The organism is Stenotrophomonas sp. CASM110, assembly GCF_049384345.1.
Lineage (GTDB): Bacteria > Pseudomonadota > Gammaproteobacteria > Xanthomonadales > Xanthomonadaceae > Stenotrophomonas > Stenotrophomonas muris.
Window position 1 is genome coordinate 65,842 of record NZ_JBMRGI010000016.1, and the last position, 17,840, is coordinate 83,681.

The following is a 17,840-nucleotide window of genomic DNA, read 5'->3' on the forward strand; positions in this document are numbered from 1 at the left end:
CCTTCCCCACTGGACCGCTGCCATGCGCGCCATTGCCTATACCCACGCCGGCCTGCCGATCGATGATGCCCGGGCCCTGATCGACATCGAACTGGAGCTGCCGCAGCCCGGCCCCCGCGACCTGCGCGTGGCGGTACGCGCGGTGGCGGTGAACCCGGTCGACACCAAGGTCCGCCGCGGCGTGGCCACCGATGGCCCGCGCGTACTGGGCTGGGACGCGGTCGGCATCGTCGACGCGGTGGGCAGCGAGGTGACCCTGTTCCAGCCCGGCGACGCGGTCTACTACGCCGGCGTCATCGACCGCCCGGGCAGCAATGCCGAGTACCAGCTGGTGGACGAGCGCAGCGTCGGGCGCAAGCCGGCCAGCCTCGATGATGCCGCCGCCGCGGCGCTGCCATTGACTGCAATCACCGCCTGGGAGCTGCTGTTCGACCGCCTGCGCATCCCCGAGGGTGGTGGCGAGGGCCAGACCCTGCTGGTGATCGGTGCTGCCGGTGGTGTCGGTTCGATCCTGGTGCAGCTGGCGCGGAAGCTGACCAGGCTGACCGTGATCGGCACCGCCTCGCGTCCGGATACCCAGGACTGGGCATACGCAATGGGCGCGCACCACGTGATCGACCACCGCCTGCCGCTGGCCGAGGGACTGGCGCGGCTCGGCATCAGCGAAGTGCAGCATGTGGCCAGCCTGACCCACTCCGACCAGTACTACGCGCAGATCGTGGAACTGCTGGCGCCGCAGGGCCAGCTGGGGCTGATCGATGATCCTGGCCAGGTGGACGTGATGGCGCTCAAGCGCAAGGCGTTGTCACTGCACTGGGAGTCGATGTTCACCCGGCCGCTGTACCGCACCGCCGACATGCAGCGCCAGCACGACCTGCTGAACCGTGTGGCCGAGCTGATCGACACGGGCGTGCTGCAGACCACGCTGGGCGAGCACTTCGGGCGCATCGACGCGGCCAACCTGCGGCGCGCCCACGCGCTGCTGGAGAGCCACCGCGCCAAGGGCAAGATCGTGCTGGAAGGCTGGTAAGGCCGGATCGTTCCCGCACCCTTGGGGTCAGATCCCTTTGCCCCGGGAAAGGGATCCGACCCCTGCCTCAGGCCACGCCGTTGTCGACGTGGGTGGTGAAACCCGGCTGCTGTCGCAGGCGCTCGAACCACGCCGCGAGGTGTGGCAGCACGGGCTTGTTGCCGGGCGTGCTGCGCCAGCGTTGGGTCGACAGCCCGAGCACGATGTCGGCCAGAGTGAAGGTGTTGCCCGCCACGTAGCCGTCGGTAGTGGCCAGCTGTGCATCAAGGACAGCCATCAGCCGGTTCCACTGCGCCAGGCTGGCTGCGGCGCGGGCGTCATCCGGGTAGTCCGGGTGCTGGCGCACGCGCGCCATGAACACGTGCCGCCAGGCACTGTTGAGGTCGCTGGCCTGCCAGTCCATCCATTGTTCGACCCGCGCACGATCCTGTGCCGCGCGGGGCAGCAGGTCATCACGGCCAGCGCGTACGGCCAGGTAGCGGCAGATGCTGTTGGATTCCCACAGCACGAAGTCGCCATCGCGCAGCACCGGCACCTGCCGGTTCGGGTTCAGTGTGGCCAGCAGGTCCGCCGGCGGCGCTGGCTCGTGGTGAAGTGGCAGGTCGAGCCCGACGCACAGCCACAGCACCTTGCGCACGTTGATGGAGGTGGGCTTTCCGTACAGAGCGAGCATGGGGGCTTCCGGGGCAGACCGACCCAGCCTAGCGCAGCGGGGCTAAACTGATCGCATGAATATCGAAGTCCTCATGATCCTGGCAGTGGTCCTGCTGCTGGCGACCCTGGTCGCGCTGGTGCTGCTGTGGCGTCGCAGTGCTGGCGGTGCACCCTCCGACGAACTGCAGCGGCTGCTGGACAGCGAACGCGAACAGCATCGCCTCGCCCTGGTCGATGCCGGCCAGCTGCGCGGCCGCCTCGATGCGCTGAGCGCTGAACTGGAGAACGAACGGAGCCGCAGCCAGCAGCACGCACAGGCCGTCACTACGCTGACCGCCCGGGTGGAGCGCGAAGCAGCGCTGTCGGCCAGTCGCGAAGCACAGCTGGCCGAACGTGAAGCGGCCCTGGCGCAGGCGCGCGCTGCCGTTGCGGAGACCAGCAGCGAGCTGCAGCAGGCGCAGCAGCGCTATCAGCAGTTGCACGGTGAACATGCCCGCGCGGTGGCCAATCTGCAGCACTCCGAACGGGCCAGTGCCGAACTGCGCAGCTATCTTGATACCGCCAAGGAAAAGCTGTCGGGCGCCTTCGCCGAACTGGCGGGCAAGGTGTTCGACGAACGCGGACAGCAGTTCGAGAAGAACGTGCGGCAGGCGACAGTGCAGTCACGCGCGGACATCGAGGGGCTGCTCAAGCCGTTCGCCGACAAGCTGGGCGATTTCCGCACCCGCGTCGATACGCTGTATGGCGAGGAAGCGCGGCAACGCGCCAGCCTGCTGGGTGCGGTGGGCGAACTGAAGACGCTCAACCAGGACATGGCGGCGCAGGCATCGGCGCTGACGAATGCGCTGAAGGGCAATGCCAAGGTCCGCGGCGACTGGGGCGAGCTGATGCTCGACAACGTACTGCGCGGATCGGGGCTGGAAGAGGGCGTGCACTACCAGCGGCAGAAGCATGCCGTGGATGACGAAGGTGCGCGCCTGCGACCGGACGTGGTGGTGCAGTTCCCCGACGAACGCAGCGTGGTGATCGACAGCAAGGTGAACCTGATCGCCTGGCAGGAAGCCATGAATGCCACTACCCCGGAGCAGTCGGAAGACGCGTTGCGCAGGCACGCGGTTGCGCTGCGCCAGCACGTTAAGGACCTGGGCGAGAAGAATTATCCGAAGGCGTTGGGCAGCGAGACGCTGGACATCACCATCGCCTTCGTTCCCATCGAGGGTGCCTTGTCAGCCGCACTGGGCGCCGATGGCAGCCTGCAGGCGTTCGCCTTCGACAACCGCGTGGTGTTCGCCTCGCCCAACACCCTGATGGCGCTGCTGCGCGTGGCCGAGCGCCTGTGGACGCGCGACAAGGTGCAGAAGCAGGCGCTGAAGATCAGTGAGGCCGGCGGTCTGGTGCTGGACGCCCTGACCGGGTTCCTGCAGGACTTCACCGCCATGGGCAAGAAGCTGGACGATGCCGGCAAGGCCTACGCCGATGCGCGCAATCGCCTGATCGATTCGCCGCAGTCGGCCATCAGCCGCGCCCGTCGGCTTGCCGAACTGGGCAGCAAGGCCAAGCGCGCGCTGCCCCCGGAGCTGACCCCGGACCCGATGCAGCAGCTGGGCGCGCCGGAGGACGACGAGGACAGCAATGCGGGTTGACACGTCCCGTGCACCTGCGCCTGGCTATGCTGGGCACCCTGAGTCCGTGGCGGGTATCGACATGTGCTTGCGCTCCTGTGCCGTTCTTGTCCTGGCTGCGTTGCTGGCTGCGTGCAGCAGCACGCCCCCGGTCGCCGACACGGCTACGGCCGCTCCTGCGCCGGAAGCCAGCGAGGCCTACCGCGAAGCACGTGACGTCGACTGCCAGGCCGCTGGCGGCACGCTGCAGCGGCTCGGCCGCCTGCAGCGCGAGCAGTGCGTGATTCCCTATGCGGACGCCGGCAAGGCCTGCAGCCGCAAGAGCGACTGCACGGGCCAGTGCCTGGCCGGAGCCGAGGTGGCCGCCGGCAGTGCCGCCACCGGTACCTGCCAGCGTGATGTGCGCCAGAACTTCGGGTGCCGCCAGCGCATCGATGATGGCAAGGCGCAGGGCACGATCTGCGTGGACTGAATCCTGCCTGTAGAGCCGAGCCCACGCTCGGCTGCCATACCATCAGCCGAGCATGGGCTCGGCTCTACAACAGCGCGCGCGGCGCTATGCTGGTGGGCCATTCCCCGCCGTAGCCGGAGCCCCCGCGTGAGCACCCCGATCCAGGACATTCCCCTCACCACCATCGACGGCCAGCCGTCCTCGCTTGCCGACTACCAGGGCAAGGTGCTGCTGCTGGTCAATGTCGCCTCCAAGTGCGGCCTGACCCCGCAGTACGAAGGCCTGCAGGCGCTGTATGCGGAAAAGCACGCGCAGGGCCTGGAAGTGCTGGGCTTCCCCGCCAACAACTTCCTTGGCCAGGAGCCGGGCAGCGAGGCCGAGATCCAGCAGTTCTGCCAGCTCACCTACGATGTCAGTTTCCCGATGTTCTCCAAGATCAGCGTGGCTGGCGAGGACACCCACCCGCTGTACCAGCAGCTGACCGCCGCGCAGCCGCAGTCGATCGGCGAAGGCCCGCTGCGTGAGCGCCTGGCCAGCAAGGAGATCCCGATCCATCCGGCACCGGCGGTGCTGTGGAACTTCGAGAAGTTCCTGGTCGGCCGTGATGGCAAGGTCGTCGCACGCTTTGCCCCGGACGTGGCCGCCGATGACGCGCGCCTGCGCGAGGCCATCGAGGCCGCGCTGGCGGCCTGAGCACGGCGTGCCAACCAGGGTTGGCACCCACCGGAAAAGAAAAACCCCGCCGAGGCGGGGTTTTTCATGCACCGTCGCGCGGCCTCAGTGGGTCCACTGCGGCATCGGCATCGCATCGACGGGGATCGGCGAATTGGCATCGTCATGGCCGCGGTCGCGCTTGCTGCGCAGATCGTTCTCGATCTGGTAGTTGCGGCGCTGCATCCAGGCATCGCGGACCAGGGCGTATTCGTCCACTGCGGTGTCGCGCAGATCGTCGATCGCCAGCAGCTGTGCGCGGGTGTCGACCAGCTGCAGGCCCTGCAGGCCGATGCGGATCTTGTCTTCCTCGACGCGCCGGATCGGCGACAACGGGATGTCACCGGCCAGGCCGAACACGTCGCGTACGGTACGCGGGCCGAAGAACGGCAGTTCCACGTAGCGCGAACGACGCCAGCCCCAGGCACCCAGGGTCTGGCCGAAGTCTTCATTGCGACGCGGCACCATCGCCTTGCTGGCTGGATCGAACAGGCCACCGATGCCCAGCGTGCTGTTCATCAGGAAGCGGCCGAGGCTGTCCCACGCATCGGCACCACGGCCCTGCAGCAACTGGTTGGTGATGGTCACCGGCGCACGCAGGTTGCTGAAGAAGTTGCTGACGCCGGTGCGCGCGAAGCGCGGCACCACATGGGTATAGGCGGTGGCCAGCGGGCGCGCCACGCCGCGGTCGACCGCATTGTTGAAGGTGTGCACCTTGCGGTTGAACGGTTCCCACGGATCGTAGGCCGCCGCGTTGCCGGTGTTGCCGGTACCACCATAGAGGGCGTCGAAATCATCGTCGCCGGCGGCGGCGGTGGACGCTGCGGCCTTCGGTGGGCTGGCCTCTGCGCCCTGCGGCGCAGCCGTCGGCGCTGAAGCGGTGGGCGCGGCAGGGTTGGCCACGGAGGCGACCGGAGCAGCGTCGACCCCGCCGGTATCGGCCGTTGCGGCCGGAGCAGCGGGGCCGGGCGCAACCACGGTGCTGGCGACCGGTGCATCGCTGCGCGCGGGCTTGCCGGCACAGGCGGTCAGGGCGGTGGCCAGGAGGATCAGGGGGAAAGTGCGTACGACGTTCATGTCAGCTCGCAGCAGAAGTAGCGTTGAAATCCAGGTCGGGCGACAGCCGGTAGGCTGCGCTCAGCTCGTTGAAGCCGGCGGGCGCGCCGGAGATGGCCAGCGCATGGCCCGCCTTGCGTGCACGGGCCGCCAGCTCGGCCAGCAGCGCCAGGCCGGCGCTGTCCACGCGCTCGACCTCACCCAGCTCCAGCCGCGCCAGCTTGGCCGGCAGGGCCTGCAGCTGCGGCCACAGTGCGATCACCGCGGCACGGTCAAGCACCCCGCGCAGGCGCAGGGTGTCGCCTTCCAGCAGCGCAAGTGCGTTACTTGCCATTGCCCGCGGGCCCGGCCTGCATGCTGCCGCTGTGCAGCTCGCTGGCCACCTGCTTGATGCCCTTCTGGCGCAGCGGGGTATCGAACTGGTTGCGGAAGGTCTGCACGTAGGAGATGCCTTCGATGTTGACGTCGAAGATCTTCCACTGACCGTTCACGTTGCGCATCCAGTATTCGACCGGGGTCGGTTCGTTGCCGGCGCGCACCAGTTCGGTGCTCACGCGCACGCCACGGTTGCCCGGCAGCGGGCTTTCACCCTTCAGGCGGAAGCTCGGCTTGCCCTGGATGTTGAGCAGGGTCGAACCGTAGCGCTGCATCAGGCTGTCGGCCATGGCATCGGCGAACAGCTTGATGTCGGCATCCGAGGCGCCGCGGGCGTGCGGGCCCAGCACCAGGCGCGCGGCATAGTCGCGATCGAAGGTGCGGTTCAGTTCGCTGTCGATGTAGCTGCGCAGGCTGGCCGGGTTGCTGCTGAACTCGCTGCGGCGCTGCTGCAGGGTGGTGAGGATGCGCGTGCTGGCATCGATCACCACCTTGCCGGCCTGGCCCTGCGCCGCGGCAGCGGCGGGGGCGGGAGCGGTGGCCTGGGCCTGGGCGAGGAATGGAGTAGCCGCCAGCAGCGCCGAGGCGAGCAGGGCCGGGATCAGTTTCATCTTCATGGTTGCGGTTCCGTTGCAGGCGCCTGCGCGCCATCGTTGGGCTTCTGGCCTGCGCCACCACCGGCGCCGCCACTGAACATGTACTTGCCGACCAGCTGGATCAGGTCCACCGCCGGCTGGGTGAAGACGATCTCGTCACCGGCCTTGAGCACGTCCGGGTCACCGCCCGGCTGCAGACCGATATAGCTCTCGCCGAGCAAACCACTGGTGAAGATGCCGGCCGAGGTGTCCGCCGGCAGGTCCTTGACCTTGCTGTCCATGCGCAGGGTCACGATGGATTCGAACTTCACCGGATCCAGGTCGATCGAGGCGACCTGGCCGACGGTGACGCCGCCGATCTTCACCGGCGCCTGCTTGCGCAGCTGGCCGACCTGGGAGAAACGCGCCTTCAGCTCGTAGCCCTGGCTGCCCCAGCTCCAGCGCTGGTTGGTCGAGGCCACGGCCAGCACCATCAGCGAGGCCAGGGCCAGCAGCAGGAAGGCGCCGACGGAGAATTCGAGTCTGGGACCGCGGATGGCCATGTGGATTACCTGATCGAGTCGTGGTGGCCGCGCGCGCCTGCGCACCGCCGGTGGAGGGGTTAGGTGAACAACATTGCCGACAGCACGAAGTTGAACATCAGTACCAGCAGCGAGGCGTTGACCACCGCACGGGTGGTCGCCACCGAGGTGCCCTCGATGGTCGGCTCGGCGTGGAAACCAACGTAGGCGGCGACCAGCGCGGCGGTGCCGCCGAAGATCGCCGACTTCAGCATCGCCACGCCGAAGTCATCCCAGAAATCGACGCTGTTGCGCAGCGCCGACCAGAACACGCCATTGTCCAGGCCCAGCACGTGTACCGCTTCGAAGTAGCTGGCACTGATCGCCAGCGAACAGAAGATGCCGGTCAGCAGGGGCACGGTCAGCACCGCCGCCCAGAAGCGCGGCGCCACGGCCTTGGCCACCGGATCGATCGCCATCAGCTCCAGTGCCTTGATCTGGTCGGTGGCGCGCATCAGGCCCAGTTCGGCGGCGATCGAGCTGCCGGCGCGGCCGATGAACAGCAGCGCGGTCAGCACCGGTGCCAGTTCGCGGTACAGCGACAGGCCGAGCAGGGTCGACAGCGCGTCGGCCGCACCGAAGGTGGTCAGCGTGCGGTAGCCCTGCAGCGTCAGCACCAGGCCGACGAAGGCGCCACCGACGGCGATGATCGGCAGCGAGCGCGCGCCGATCTTGTAGATCTCGCGGGTCAGCTCGGCCAGGAAATCACGGGTCGGCAGCGAACCACGCAGCACGGTCAGCGAGAACAGGCCGGCGCGGCCGAGCGAGCGGGTGGCTTGGACGAACGGCATCAGGCGACCCTCGCGCGCGGTGCGGCATCGAACGGGATGGGGCCGTCAGGCTGGCCGTGCAGGAACTGCCGCAGCAACGGGTCCTGGCTGGACTGCAGCGCCTCGGGCGTGCCCTGGAACACGATGCCGCCATTGGCGATGGCGATCACCTGGTCGCAGATCGGCAGGGTCTCGTGCACGTGGTGGCTGACGATGATGCTGGTCAGGCCCAGGCTGTGGTTGAGGCGCTGGATCAGGCTCATGATCACGCCAGAGGCGATCGGGTCCAGCCCGGTCAGTGGCTCGTCGTAGATCATCAGCGGCGGGTCCAGCGCCAGCGCGCGGGCCAGCGCGACGCGGCGCGCCATGCCACCGGACAGCTCGCGCGGCCAGGCATCGGCAGCGGCCAGCAGGCCCACCGCATGCAGCTTCATTTCCACAAGGCGGCGCAGCACGGCGGTCGGCAGGCGGGTATGCGTGCGCAGCGGCAGCGCGACGTTTTCGGCCACAGTGAGGTCGGTCAGCAGGCCGTTGCCCTGCAGCAGTACCCCCACACTCTTGCGCATTTCCAGCAGCGCGCCGCTGTCCTGCGGAATCGGCTTGCCGAACAGGGTGACCTCGCCAGCCACCGGGCGCAGTTCGCCGGTCAGTGCCGCCAGCAGGGTCGACTTGCCGCTGCCGGACGGACCCAGCACGGCCGTGATGCTGCCCTTGGGCACCTGCAGCGACACGTCGCGCAGGATCGTGCGCCCGCTCCGGTCGATGCGGACGTTGGATAACTGCACCAGACTGGAGGTGGAAGCCGACATGGGCACCATTAACGTTTTTTAGACATCGAAGGATCGGGCCCGTCGGCTGAACATAAGCAGACTGGACGGTCCAGTATTGTGGCACGGCAAGATCCCTGCCAGGCCGGGATAATCGGCCGGCAGCCCGGAACAATCCGTACCGGCGATGGGCCGGCCATTGAATACTGCCTGCCGTGCTGCACACTGTGCATGATGAGTGACCCGGGCAGCGATTTCCGCCTCTACCATTCCAACTCCCTGGACGTGCTGGCCGCGCTGCTGGCGCGCAACGTGCGTGCGCCGGTTGCGGGTCAGCCGCTGCTGGCGCCGGAGGTGGTGCTGATTCCGCAGGTGGCGATGCGGCGTTGGCTGCAAGCAACACTCGCTGCCGAATATGGCGTGGCCGCCAATCTTGAGTTCCTGACCCCGGGCGAGTTCGTTGCCCGTGCACTCAACGCCAATGTGCCCGGCGAACGCGACGACCTGGACGCGGCCGGCCTGCACTGGAAGGTGTACCAGGCACTGCGCGACCCGGCGTTGCTGGCGCAGCCACCGATGCGCGCGCTGCAGTCCTATCTTGCCGGTAGCGATGCATTGAAGCCGTGGGCGTTGGCCGGTGAACTGGCGTCGGTGTTCGAGAAGTACCAGGCCTGGCGCCGCGACTGGCTGCTGCGCTGGGAGGCCGGCGCCGACCCGGCCGACCCGCAGGCCATCCTCTGGCGCAGCATCGCCGCTGGCCACGACTACCGCGCGCGCCGCATCCAGGCTTACCTGGACCGCTTCGAGGGCGCCGGCCAGCCGTTGCCGCAGGGCCTGCCACCACGCATGTCCGCGTTCGCGACGCTCAACATCTCGCCCGATGTGCTGCGGGTGATGGCCACCCAGGCGCGGGTGGGCGAGCTGCACTTCTATATGCCCACGCCGGTGCAGTCGTACTGGGGTGACCTGCAGACGCTGGCCGAGCGCCTGCGCAGCGGCGCGCCCGATCCCTTCGGTGAAGCGGCCGGTGAGAACCGCCTGCTGGAAGCCTGGGGCGCGGCCGGGCGCGATTTCATGGCGGTGCTGGGCAGCTACGAGGTGGTGCACCCGGCCGGCGAGATTGCCGCGTATTCGGATCCGGAGGACGACACCCGGCCGACGCTGGCCGAAGGTGGACTGTCCGACAGCCTGCTGCATCGCCTGCAGCGCGATCTGTTCCACCGCCGTGCGCTGCCCTCGGGCGAGCTGCGCGACGGGCTGCGCAGCGACGATCCCAGCCTGCAGGTGCATGCCTGCCATACCCGCCTGCGCGAACTGCAGGTGCTGCACGACCAGCTGCGCAGCCTGCTGCAGGACCCGCGCTTCGACCCGCCGCTGCAGGCGCGGGAGATCGCCGTGCTTGCACCGGACATCGACCCCTATGTGCCGTATCTGGAAGCCGTGTTCGGCGGCCGTGGGGGCGAGGACGAGCACATTCCCTATGCGCTGGCCGACAGCAGTCCGCTCGCCGGCGAGCCACTGGCCGACGTGTTCGTGCACCTGCTGGGCCTGCCGGTCTCGCGTTTCGGCCTGAACGAAGTGCTGGACCTGCTGGCCAGCGCGCCGCTGGCCGAAGCGGCCGGGCTGGAGGCGGTGGACTTTGATCGCCTGCATGGCTGGCTGCAGCAGGCTGGCGCGCGCTGGGGCCTGGATGCGAAGCACCGCAACCAGCACCAGGCCCCGGCCGACGACGCCTACACCTGGCAGTTCGCGCTGGATCGCCTGGTGCTCGGTCATGCCACCGGCAGCGAGGCCGACCTGGCCGGTGTTGCCCCGTGGATCGAGCTGGAGGGCGGCGCATTGGACGCCCTGGACCGGCTGCTGCGCCTGTTGCGCGTGTTGGCGGTCTACCAGCGCCGCCTCGGCGAACTGCTGACGCCGGCGCAGTGGCGGCAACGCCTGCTGTCGCTGCTGGACGCGCTGCTGCCGACTGCGCCCAGTTCGCCCAACAGCCAGCGTGCCCTGGAGCGCCTGCGCAAGCTGCTCAACCAGTTCGCCGATGATGCCGCCAAGGCCGGCTTCACGGACGGGGTGCCGCCGGAGGTCGTGCGCGCGCACTTCGCCGGAGCACTGGGCGAGGCCGATACGCGCGCGCCGCTGCTGACCGGTGGCATCAGCTTTGGCCGCATGGTGCCGATGCGCCTGCTGCCGTTCCGGGTGATCTGCGTGCTCGGTCTCAATGATGGCGATTTCCCGCGCCGTGACCCGGCTGCCGGTCTCAACCAGCTTACTGCCGAGCTGGACACGCCGCGCCGCCGGCCCGGCGACCGCTCCACCCGCGAAGACGACCGCTTCCTGTTCCTGCAGCTGTTCGCCGCCGCGCAGGAGGTGTTCTACCTGAGCTACCTCGGTGCCGATCCGCGCGATGGCAGCGCGCGTGAGCCGTCGGTGCTGGTCAGTGAACTGATCGATGCCGCCGCTGCGTATCACCTCGATCCGCCTGCGGCGGTCCGCGACTTCACCGTGCGCCACGCACTGCAGCCGTTCTCTCCGGCGGCGTTCGGTGACGGTGATCCACGCCGCTTCAGCTATCGCCGCCAATGGCATCCGGCCGCCGGTCGCCTCACCGGCGCGCGCGGAGGCCTGCAGCCGTGGTTCGATGCCGCGTTGCCGCCGCTCGACGATGCGGTGGAAGACGACGTTGCACTCGATACCCTGCGCCGCTTCCTGTGCGATCCGGCCGGGCAGTTCCTGGCGCAGTCGCTGGGCCTGCGCCTGGCCGACGATGTCGAGGAGGTCGATGACCTGGAACCGCTGGTGCTGTCCTCGCGCGGGCCGGAAAAGCGCAGCGTGCAGGCGGCGGTGGTACGCGCCACGCTCAGTGGCGATACCGAGCCGTTGTATCCGCGGCTGCGCGCGCGTGGCGTGCTGCCGTCGGGCCCCCTGGGCGAGCGCCAGTTCGAGGTGGAGCAGTTGAAGACCCGCCCGTATGCCAGTGCATTGCTGGGCTGGATGCGGGGCGAGCCGCTGGAAAGCCGCCGCTATGAAGTGGAGATCGATGGCGTGCGCCTGCATGGCCGTGTGGCCGATCGACACCCCGACGGGCTGGTGCGCCTGCGCGCTGGCACCCTCAATGGCACTGCGGTGATCCGCCAGGGCCTGGATTGGCTGCTGGCCAACGCTGCCGGCGATGCCCTGCCGCTGGTGCAGTTCCATGATGGCGGCGACGCCGGTCCCGGCCCGCATGTACTGCCGGCACTGAGCGCTCCTGCTGCACGCGCGGCATTGCGCGCATTGCTGCAGTTGCGCCAACGCGGACTGCGTGAACCGCTGCGCTTTGCCCCCTACACCGGCTGGGTGCTGTACAACGCGCCGGCCGAAAAGCAGCGCAGCGAAGGCTGGAAGCAGTGGCACGGCAGCGACCGCAGTTGGGGTGAATCCAGCAGCGACGCCTGGCAGCTGCTGTTGCGCGGTGCCGATCCATTTGCCACCGACGCCGGCTATGCCGATCTGCTGCGCAACAGCCAGGTGGTCTTCAGCGCGGTGCGCGAAGGCCGCACCCTTGGCGCCGATGCACGCCAGGAGGGCAGCACATGAGCACCGCCATCGTCGATGAGGACTCCCAGCGCATGGCGGGCGATCCCTATCTGGCCCTGCCGCTGGATGGTATCCGCCTGATCGAGGCCAGCGCCGGTACCGGCAAGACCTTCACCCTGGCCACGCTCTTCACCCGCCTGGTGGTGGAGCAGGGCCTGCGCATCGGCCAGATCCTGGCGGTGACCTTCACCGATGCCGCCACCCAGGAACTGCGCAAGCGCATCCGCGAGCGCCTGTCGCTGGCCGCGCGCCTGGTCGATCTGGAACCGGCCGAGGGCGAAGCACCGGACACGAGGCTGACCCGCCAGGTGCTGCAGCGCCATCTGCAGGGGGGCACCGAGAGCGCCGCCGCACTGAAGCGCCGCCTGCAGGTGGCCGCCGATGAGATCGACCTGGCGTCGATCTTCACCATCCACGGCTTCTGCACCCGCGTGCTGCGCGAGCATGCGCTGGAGAGCGGCCATACCTTCGATCCGCCGGAACTACTGGCCAGCGACCGTGAGCTGTTGGAGGAACTGGCGGCCGATCTGTGGCGGGTGCACGCCAACGACGCGGCCGCGCTGGAGCCGCTGACCTGGCTGTGGTCCAACCCGGACGCGCTGGCCACCGATCTGCGCGCGTTGCTGGCTGCGCCGCCTCTGCACCCGTTGCCGCGGCCGGTGGCGCTGGCCGATCCACAGCCGGCTTTGCAGGCCGCCGCCACCGAACTGCAGCAGGCGCTGCGCGGGCATGGCGAGCAGTTCTTCATCGACCTCTGCGATGCCGTCGACAACAAGTGGATCAACGGGGTGTCCTACAAGCTGGGTTGGCTGCACACGCTGGGCCGGCAGCTGCTGGCCTGGGCCGAGCGGGGCGACCCGCGCGAGCTGCTGGCCAGCGAGCGCCTGCCGGCACTGCTGCCGGAGGTGCTGGCCGACAAGACCAACAAGAAGTTCCCCGACCGCACGCCGTCGTCGCCAGTGCAGGTGCCGTTGGCGCGCTATGTCGCGCTGCTGGCCGAACGCGATGCCTGGCTGCGTGGTACCGCGCTGAATTTCCTGCACGCGCTTCGCGCCGAAGCCATGCAGCGCCTGCAGGCGCTGAAGCGCACGCGCCGGGTGCAGACCTATGACGATCTGATCGATGGCGTGGCACTGGCCCTGGAAGGCCCGCAGCGGCTGCCGCTGGTAAGGCAGCTGCGCGCGCAGTACCGCATCGCGCTGGTCGATGAGTTCCAGGACACCGATGATCGCCAGTGGAACATCTTCCACACCGTGTTCGGCAATTCGCCGGAGGTGCGCGAACTCGGCCTGGCACCGGCGCTGTTCCTGATCGGCGATCCCAAGCAGGCGATCTACGGGTTCCGCGGCGGCGACATCCACACCTACCTGAAAGCCAAGCAGGTGGCGCAGCAGGCGCCGGTGCTGGACCAGAACTTCCGCTCGCGACCGTCAGTGCTGCGCGCGTTGCAGGCGCTGTACGACAACGGGGGTGAGGACGCCTTCCTCGAGCCTGACATCCAGTTCGAGCGGGTGCGTCCCGGTGGCGTGCGCACCGATGAGGACTATCTGCACGACGGCCACGCCGCCAAGGCACTCACCCTGCGCGTGCTGCGCAGCGGGGGTGACAAGGCGATGAGTGCCGATGCCTCGCGTGAGGCAGCGACCCAGGCCTGCGTCGCTGCGATCCACCAGGCCCTGGTCGAGGCGCGTGCGGGCAAAGCGGTGTTGCGTGGGCGCCCGGTGCAGCCTGGTGATATCGCGGTGCTGGTGCGCTCGCATCGCGAGGCCACGCTGGTGCAGCGCGCGCTGGCTGCGGTTGGCATACCCGCAGTGGCGGCGGGCAAGCAGAGCCTGTTCGCCACCAGTGAGGCACGTGATCTGCGCGCGTTGCTGCTGGCGCTGCTGCAACCGGCAGACGAAGGCCGCCTGCGTGCAGCGCTGGCCACGGTGTTGCTGGGCCAGCGGGCCAGTGCGATCGCGGCGATGGAGCGCGAGGGCGACCTGCAGCGCGGGTTCCAGGCGCAGCTGCTGCACTGGCGCGAGCGCTGGCAGCGCGGTGGTCCGTTCGCGGTGATCGCCGATGTCTGTGCCGCGCACGGCGAACGCCTGCTGGCGCTGATCGACGGCGAGCGCCGCCTGACCAACTACCTGCAGCTGGGCGAACTGCTGCAGGAAGCCTCGGCGCAGGCGCTGGGCATGCATGGCCTGCTGGACTGGCTGCAGGGGCAGATGGCCAGCGCCGACCAGGATGACGAGCAGCAGTTGCTGCGCCTGGAATCGGATGCGCGCCGCGTGCAGATCATCACCCTGCACAAGAGCAAGGGCCTGGAGTATCCGCTGGTGTTCCTGCCCTTCGTCGGCATCGACGGCGGCGCACCGAACACCGCCTCGCACTGCACCGTGCACGTCGATGGCCAGCGCCAGCTGCACTGGAAGCTGGACAGGGACGAGGCCTGGGAAGCGGCCAGCACACAGCGCGAGCGTGAGCAGCGGGCCGAGGATGCGCGCCTGCTGTATGTGGGACTGACCCGCGCCGAGCATGCGCTGTGGATCGCCGTGGGTGATCTGGCCGGGCTTGGCAAGACGCGCCTGGCGCCGCTGCTGGGCGACCTGCAGGCGCTGCGCGCGCACGCCGACGTGCACATCGATGACAGTGAGACAGTGGCCGCGCTGCCGCAGCTGGCGGCCGAAGTGGAAGGGGATCTTCCGGCAGTGCGTGCACTGACCCGGCGCGTGCCGCACGACTGGTGGGTATACAGCTTCACCCAGCTGGCGCATGCCGACGCGGGCGCTGGCAGTGATATTGAAGCCGCCGCCACCGAGCTGCCGGCGCCCGCCGCCGACGAACCCGCGGGCCCGGAACTGCCGCTGGAGCCCGCGCTGCCGGAACCCGCCGCCGTCGAAGACAGCCCGCCGGTCGACCCGCGCTTCATGGGCAGCCGCTTCGGCAACGTGCTGCACGAGGCGATGGAGAACGTCGACTTCGCTGCGTGGGGGGGCTGGCAGCCGGGCCTGGAAGCGCCCGAGGGCCAGGCCGAGGTGCTGCGCAAGGCGCTGCACGATGAAGGCTATGCCGACGTCGACCTGGACGATGGCGTGGCGGTGCTGGTGCCGTTGGTCGGCCACACGCTCACCGTGCCACTGCCCGAGGGCGGTGCGCTGCACAGCCTGGGCGAAGGCGAGCGGCGCGCGGAAATCGACTTCCATTTTGCCATCGAACCGACCACGGTACCGGCGCTGTTGCAGCTGCTGCATGCACATGGGGTTTCCAGTGCGCGTCGCGGCTTCGGCCAGCGCCGCCGCCTGGAAGGGCTGATGACCGGCATGATCGACCTGACCTACGTGCGCGACGGGCGCTGGTACGTGCTCGACTACAAATCCAACCGGCTGCCCGGCTACAGTCCGGACCTGCTGGCCATTGCCATGCGCCACAGCGAGTACGACCTGCAGGCGCTGATCTATACCGTGGCCCTGCATCGCTGGCTGCGCTTCCGTCTGGGCGCGGCCTACGATTACGAGCGCGACATGGGGGGCATCCGCTACCTGTTCTGCCGCGGCCTGGATGCAGCCGGCAACGGCGTGCATGTGGACCGCTTCCCGTTCGCGCTGGTGGATGCACTCGACGCGCTGTTCGCAGGTGGCGAGCAGGCCCAGGCCGAACTGGCCGCACGTGCCCGTGGGGCCAGCGCATGAGCCTGCTGAAGGAACTGCACCAGAAGGGCCTGCTGCGCACCCTCGATCACGCGTTGGCGACCAGCCTGCAGCGGTTGCGCGACGACACGCCGGACAGTGTGGCGCTGGCGGCCGCGCTCGCCTCGCTGGCGGTGTCGCAGGGCCACGCCGGGTTTGATCCGGCACAGCCGCAGCGGTTGCTGGACGGCGTGCCCGAGTGGCCTGCCGCGCAGGACTGGCTGGCGCAGCTGCGCGCATCGCCCTGGGTAGCGACGCCGGAGCAGGCCGATGCCATCGCCGAGGATGCGCCGCTGGTGCTGGAGAACGGCCTGCTCTACCTGCGCCGCTATCGCGAGTACGAGCGGCAGTTGGCGGCCGGGCTGCAGCGCATCGGCCGGCATCCGCTGCCGGCACCGGACATGGCCGCGCTGGCACCGTTGTTCGCGCAGCTGTTCCCGCAGGCACTGGGCAGCGAGGATCACCAGGCACGCGCCGCCGGCGTGACCCTGCGCCATCCGCTGGCGCTGGTCACCGGCGGTCCCGGCACCGGCAAGACCACCACCATCGCGCGGCTGTTGCTGCTGCTGGCCGCACAGGCCCGGCACGCTGGCCAGCCGCTGCCCGAGGTGGCGCTGGCCGCGCCCACCGGGCGCGCCGCCGAACGCATGGCCGAGAGCCTGCGGCTGGCCGTGCAGCGCCTGCAGGAGCACGGCGTGGACCCGGCGCTGCGCGCGGCACTGCCCAGTTCCGGCACCACCCTGCATCGCCTGCTCGGCGTGATCCCGGATTCGCCGCGCTTCCGCCACCACGCCGACAATCCGCTGCCGGTAGACGTGGTGGTGGTCGACGAAGCCTCGATGATCGATCTGCCGATGATGGCCAAGCTGGTCGATGCGATCGCCAGCGGCACGCGGCTGATCCTGCTCGGCGATCCCGACCAGCTGCCGTCGGTGGAGGCCGGCGACGTACTCAGTGCGATCCTGCGTGCCAGCGGTGATGGCATCGGCACCCGCGCCGATGACGCGCAGGCGCTGCGTGGATTGCTGGCGCCGTCCACGCTGCAGCCCCAGGCCGAACCGAACACCTTCGCCGGCCGCCGCGTGCAGCTGCAACGAGGGTACCGGCAGAGCGATGCACTGGTGCTGGCCCCGTTGGCAGATGCCGTGCGCGAGGGTGACGCCGTCGCCGCTTTGCAGCTGCTGCGCGGCGGTGAACTGGCAGGCGTGCATTTCAATGAAGGTGAGGCAGACCCGCTGCGCGGCCAGCGCGAGCACCTGCTGGGCCATTGGCGTGCGTTGGCCGACGCCGCCGATCCGGTGCTTGCCCTGCAGCAGGCCGGGCGACTGCGCGTGCTGACCGCGCTGCGCGAAGGCCCGCAGGGCGCGCGTGGCCTCAACAGCCGTATCGAGCAACTCCTGGCGGGCAACACCCCGGGCTACTTCCAGGGCCGCCTGCTGCTGGTGACCGAGAACAGCTACCGGCACCGCCTGTTCAACGGCGATATCGGCATCTGCCTGCGCGACCGCAGCGGCGCGATGGTGGCCTGGTTCCCCGGCGACACCGTCGAGCAGCCGCGCGCCTTCCACCCGGCGGCACTGCCCGCGCACGAAAGCGCCTTTGCGATGACCGTGCACAAGGCACAGGGCTCGGAGTTCGATGAAGTGTGGTTGCAGCTGCCACGCCAGGACAGCCGTGTGCTGTCGCGCGAACTGGTCTACACCGGCCTGACCCGCGCCCGCCAGGTGCTGCATGTGGCGGGCAGCGCAGAGGTGCTGCAGGCCGCATTGAAACGCCACGCCAGCCGGTTGGGTGGCCTGGCCTGGCGGCTGGGTGCGGAAGCGGTGGCCGAAGCACCGGCGCGCCTCGAACAGCCCACGGTGCAGGGCCAGTTGTTCTGAATCGGGGTCGGGTCCCCTTCCCACCGGGAACGGGCTCTGACCCCTTCACCTGATCGCCAGGCAAAAGCAGTCGAGCATGGCTCGACTCTACAGAAGCGTACTTCGATCATTCCGACGTTCA

The 17,840-nt window shown here is 69.1% G+C and carries 14 protein-coding genes; 7 read left to right on the forward strand and 7 right to left on the reverse strand.

Annotated elements, in window-relative coordinates:
* Positions 1-22: 22 nt before the first annotated feature.
* Complete coding sequence (locus VG561_RS14640; protein WP_014648942.1) at positions 23-1,030, forward strand: zinc-binding alcohol dehydrogenase family protein; 1,008 nt, start codon at positions 23-25, stop codon at positions 1,028-1,030.
* Between the two features lie 67 nt (positions 1,031-1,097).
* On the opposite strand, the gene VG561_RS14645 is transcribed toward VG561_RS14640, so the two are convergent.
* Positions 1,098-1,703, reverse strand: coding sequence for a glutathione S-transferase family protein (locus VG561_RS14645; protein ID WP_126411548.1), 606 nt, complete (start codon positions 1,701-1,703; stop codon positions 1,098-1,100).
* A 55-nt stretch (positions 1,704-1,758) separates the two neighbouring features.
* Here VG561_RS14645 and rmuC point away from each other — a divergent pair, with 55 nt between their 5' ends.
* The 3 genes from rmuC to VG561_RS14660 all read left to right on the forward strand — a co-directional run bounded on the left by rmuC (position 1,759) and on the right by VG561_RS14660 (position 4,450).
* The gene (gene rmuC / locus VG561_RS14650; RefSeq protein ID WP_423179724.1) at positions 1,759-3,327 is read left to right on the forward strand and encodes a DNA recombination protein RmuC; all 1,569 of its coding nucleotides are present in this window, start codon (positions 1,759-1,761) and stop codon (positions 3,325-3,327) included.
* A 61-nt stretch (positions 3,328-3,388) separates the two neighbouring features.
* On the forward strand, positions 3,389-3,778 hold the full coding sequence (locus tag VG561_RS14655) for a hypothetical protein (protein ID WP_423179725.1): 390 nt from the start codon (positions 3,389-3,391) through the stop codon (positions 3,776-3,778).
* A gap of 126 nt (positions 3,779-3,904) precedes the next feature.
* Positions 3,905-4,450, forward strand: coding sequence for a glutathione peroxidase (locus VG561_RS14660; RefSeq protein ID WP_014648938.1), 546 nt, complete (start codon positions 3,905-3,907; stop codon positions 4,448-4,450).
* An 84-nt stretch (positions 4,451-4,534) separates the two neighbouring features.
* Here the strand turns inward: VG561_RS14660 and VG561_RS14665 are convergent, their stop codons facing one another.
* The 6 genes from VG561_RS14665 to VG561_RS14690 are packed head-to-tail and all read right to left on the reverse strand — an operon-like array spanning position 4,535 to position 8,634.
* Positions 4,535-5,545: an MlaA family lipoprotein gene (locus tag VG561_RS14665; RefSeq protein WP_100450830.1), complete on the reverse strand. Its 1,011-nt coding sequence runs from the start codon at positions 5,543-5,545 to the stop codon at positions 4,535-4,537.
* Position 5,546: 1 nt separating this feature from the next.
* A complete protein-coding gene (locus VG561_RS14670) occupies positions 5,547-5,858 on the reverse strand; it encodes an STAS domain-containing protein (protein ID WP_014648936.1) in 312 nt (103 codons plus the stop codon).
* Positions 5,848-6,516 (reverse strand): MlaC/ttg2D family ABC transporter substrate-binding protein, encoded by a 669-nt coding sequence (locus tag VG561_RS14675; RefSeq protein WP_014648935.1) that lies wholly within the window; start codon positions 6,514-6,516, stop codon positions 5,848-5,850. The genes VG561_RS14670 and VG561_RS14675 overlap by 11 nt, the downstream gene beginning before the upstream one ends.
* Positions 6,513-7,037 carry an outer membrane lipid asymmetry maintenance protein MlaD gene (mlaD, locus tag VG561_RS14680; RefSeq protein WP_014039020.1) on the reverse strand — a complete coding sequence of 175 codons (525 nt, stop codon included), beginning with the start codon at positions 7,035-7,037 and terminating at the stop codon, positions 6,513-6,515. Before mlaD ends, VG561_RS14675 begins: the two co-directional genes overlap by 4 nt.
* A 59-nt stretch (positions 7,038-7,096) precedes the next feature.
* On the reverse strand, positions 7,097-7,846 hold the full coding sequence (locus VG561_RS14685; RefSeq protein ID WP_005414955.1) for an MlaE family lipid ABC transporter permease subunit: 750 nt from the start codon (positions 7,844-7,846) through the stop codon (positions 7,097-7,099).
* Positions 7,846-8,634 (reverse strand): ABC transporter ATP-binding protein, encoded by a 789-nt coding sequence (locus tag VG561_RS14690; protein WP_014648934.1) that lies wholly within the window; start codon positions 8,632-8,634, stop codon positions 7,846-7,848. The genes VG561_RS14685 and VG561_RS14690 overlap by 1 nt, the downstream gene beginning before the upstream one ends.
* 189 nt (positions 8,635-8,823) lie before the next feature.
* Here VG561_RS14690 and recC point away from each other — a divergent pair, with 189 nt between their 5' ends.
* From recC to recD, 3 genes are read left to right on the forward strand one after another with little or no spacing between them, the layout of a single operon-like run.
* Positions 8,824-12,168, forward strand: coding sequence for an exodeoxyribonuclease V subunit gamma (recC, locus tag VG561_RS14695; protein ID WP_262093448.1), 3,345 nt, complete (start codon positions 8,824-8,826; stop codon positions 12,166-12,168).
* The gene (gene recB, locus VG561_RS14700) at positions 12,165-15,842 is read left to right on the forward strand and encodes an exodeoxyribonuclease V subunit beta (RefSeq protein WP_423179726.1); all 3,678 of its coding nucleotides are present in this window, start codon (positions 12,165-12,167) and stop codon (positions 15,840-15,842) included. The genes recC and recB overlap by 4 nt, the downstream gene beginning before the upstream one ends.
* Positions 15,839-17,719, forward strand: a complete 1,881-nt coding sequence (gene recD, locus VG561_RS14705; protein WP_423179727.1) for an exodeoxyribonuclease V subunit alpha — start codon at positions 15,839-15,841, stop codon at positions 17,717-17,719. The genes recB and recD overlap by 4 nt, the downstream gene beginning before the upstream one ends.
* Positions 17,720-17,840 lie beyond the last annotated feature (121 nt).

Excerpts from the sequence above, each read along its gene's own strand:
- mlaD (WP_014039020.1), bottom strand. The coding sequence starts at position 7,037 with ATGGCCATCCGCGGTCCCAGACTCGAATTCTCCGTCGGCGCCTTCCTG.
- VG561_RS14670 (WP_014648936.1), bottom strand. The coding sequence starts at position 5,858 with ATGGCAAGTAACGCACTTGCGCTGCTGGAAGGCGACACCCTGCGCCTG.
- VG561_RS14645 (WP_126411548.1), bottom strand. The coding sequence starts at position 1,703 with ATGCTCGCTCTGTACGGAAAGCCCACCTCCATCAACGTGCGCAAGGTG.
- recB (WP_423179726.1), top strand. The coding sequence starts at position 12,165 with ATGAGCACCGCCATCGTCGATGAGGACTCCCAGCGCATGGCGGGCGAT.
- VG561_RS14675 (WP_014648935.1), bottom strand. The coding sequence starts at position 6,516 with ATGAAGATGAAACTGATCCCGGCCCTGCTCGCCTCGGCGCTGCTGGCG.
- VG561_RS14655 (WP_423179725.1), top strand. The coding sequence starts at position 3,389 with ATGTGCTTGCGCTCCTGTGCCGTTCTTGTCCTGGCTGCGTTGCTGGCT.
- rmuC (WP_423179724.1), top strand. The coding sequence starts at position 1,759 with ATGAATATCGAAGTCCTCATGATCCTGGCAGTGGTCCTGCTGCTGGCG.
- VG561_RS14690 (WP_014648934.1), bottom strand. The coding sequence starts at position 8,634 with ATGTCGGCTTCCACCTCCAGTCTGGTGCAGTTATCCAACGTCCGCATC.
- VG561_RS14685 (WP_005414955.1), bottom strand. The coding sequence starts at position 7,846 with ATGCCGTTCGTCCAAGCCACCCGCTCGCTCGGCCGCGCCGGCCTGTTC.
- VG561_RS14640 (WP_014648942.1), top strand. The coding sequence starts at position 23 with ATGCGCGCCATTGCCTATACCCACGCCGGCCTGCCGATCGATGATGCC.
- VG561_RS14665 (WP_100450830.1), bottom strand. The coding sequence starts at position 5,545 with ATGAACGTCGTACGCACTTTCCCCCTGATCCTCCTGGCCACCGCCCTG.
- recD (WP_423179727.1), top strand. The coding sequence starts at position 15,839 with ATGAGCCTGCTGAAGGAACTGCACCAGAAGGGCCTGCTGCGCACCCTC.
- recC (WP_262093448.1), top strand. The coding sequence starts at position 8,824 with ATGATGAGTGACCCGGGCAGCGATTTCCGCCTCTACCATTCCAACTCC.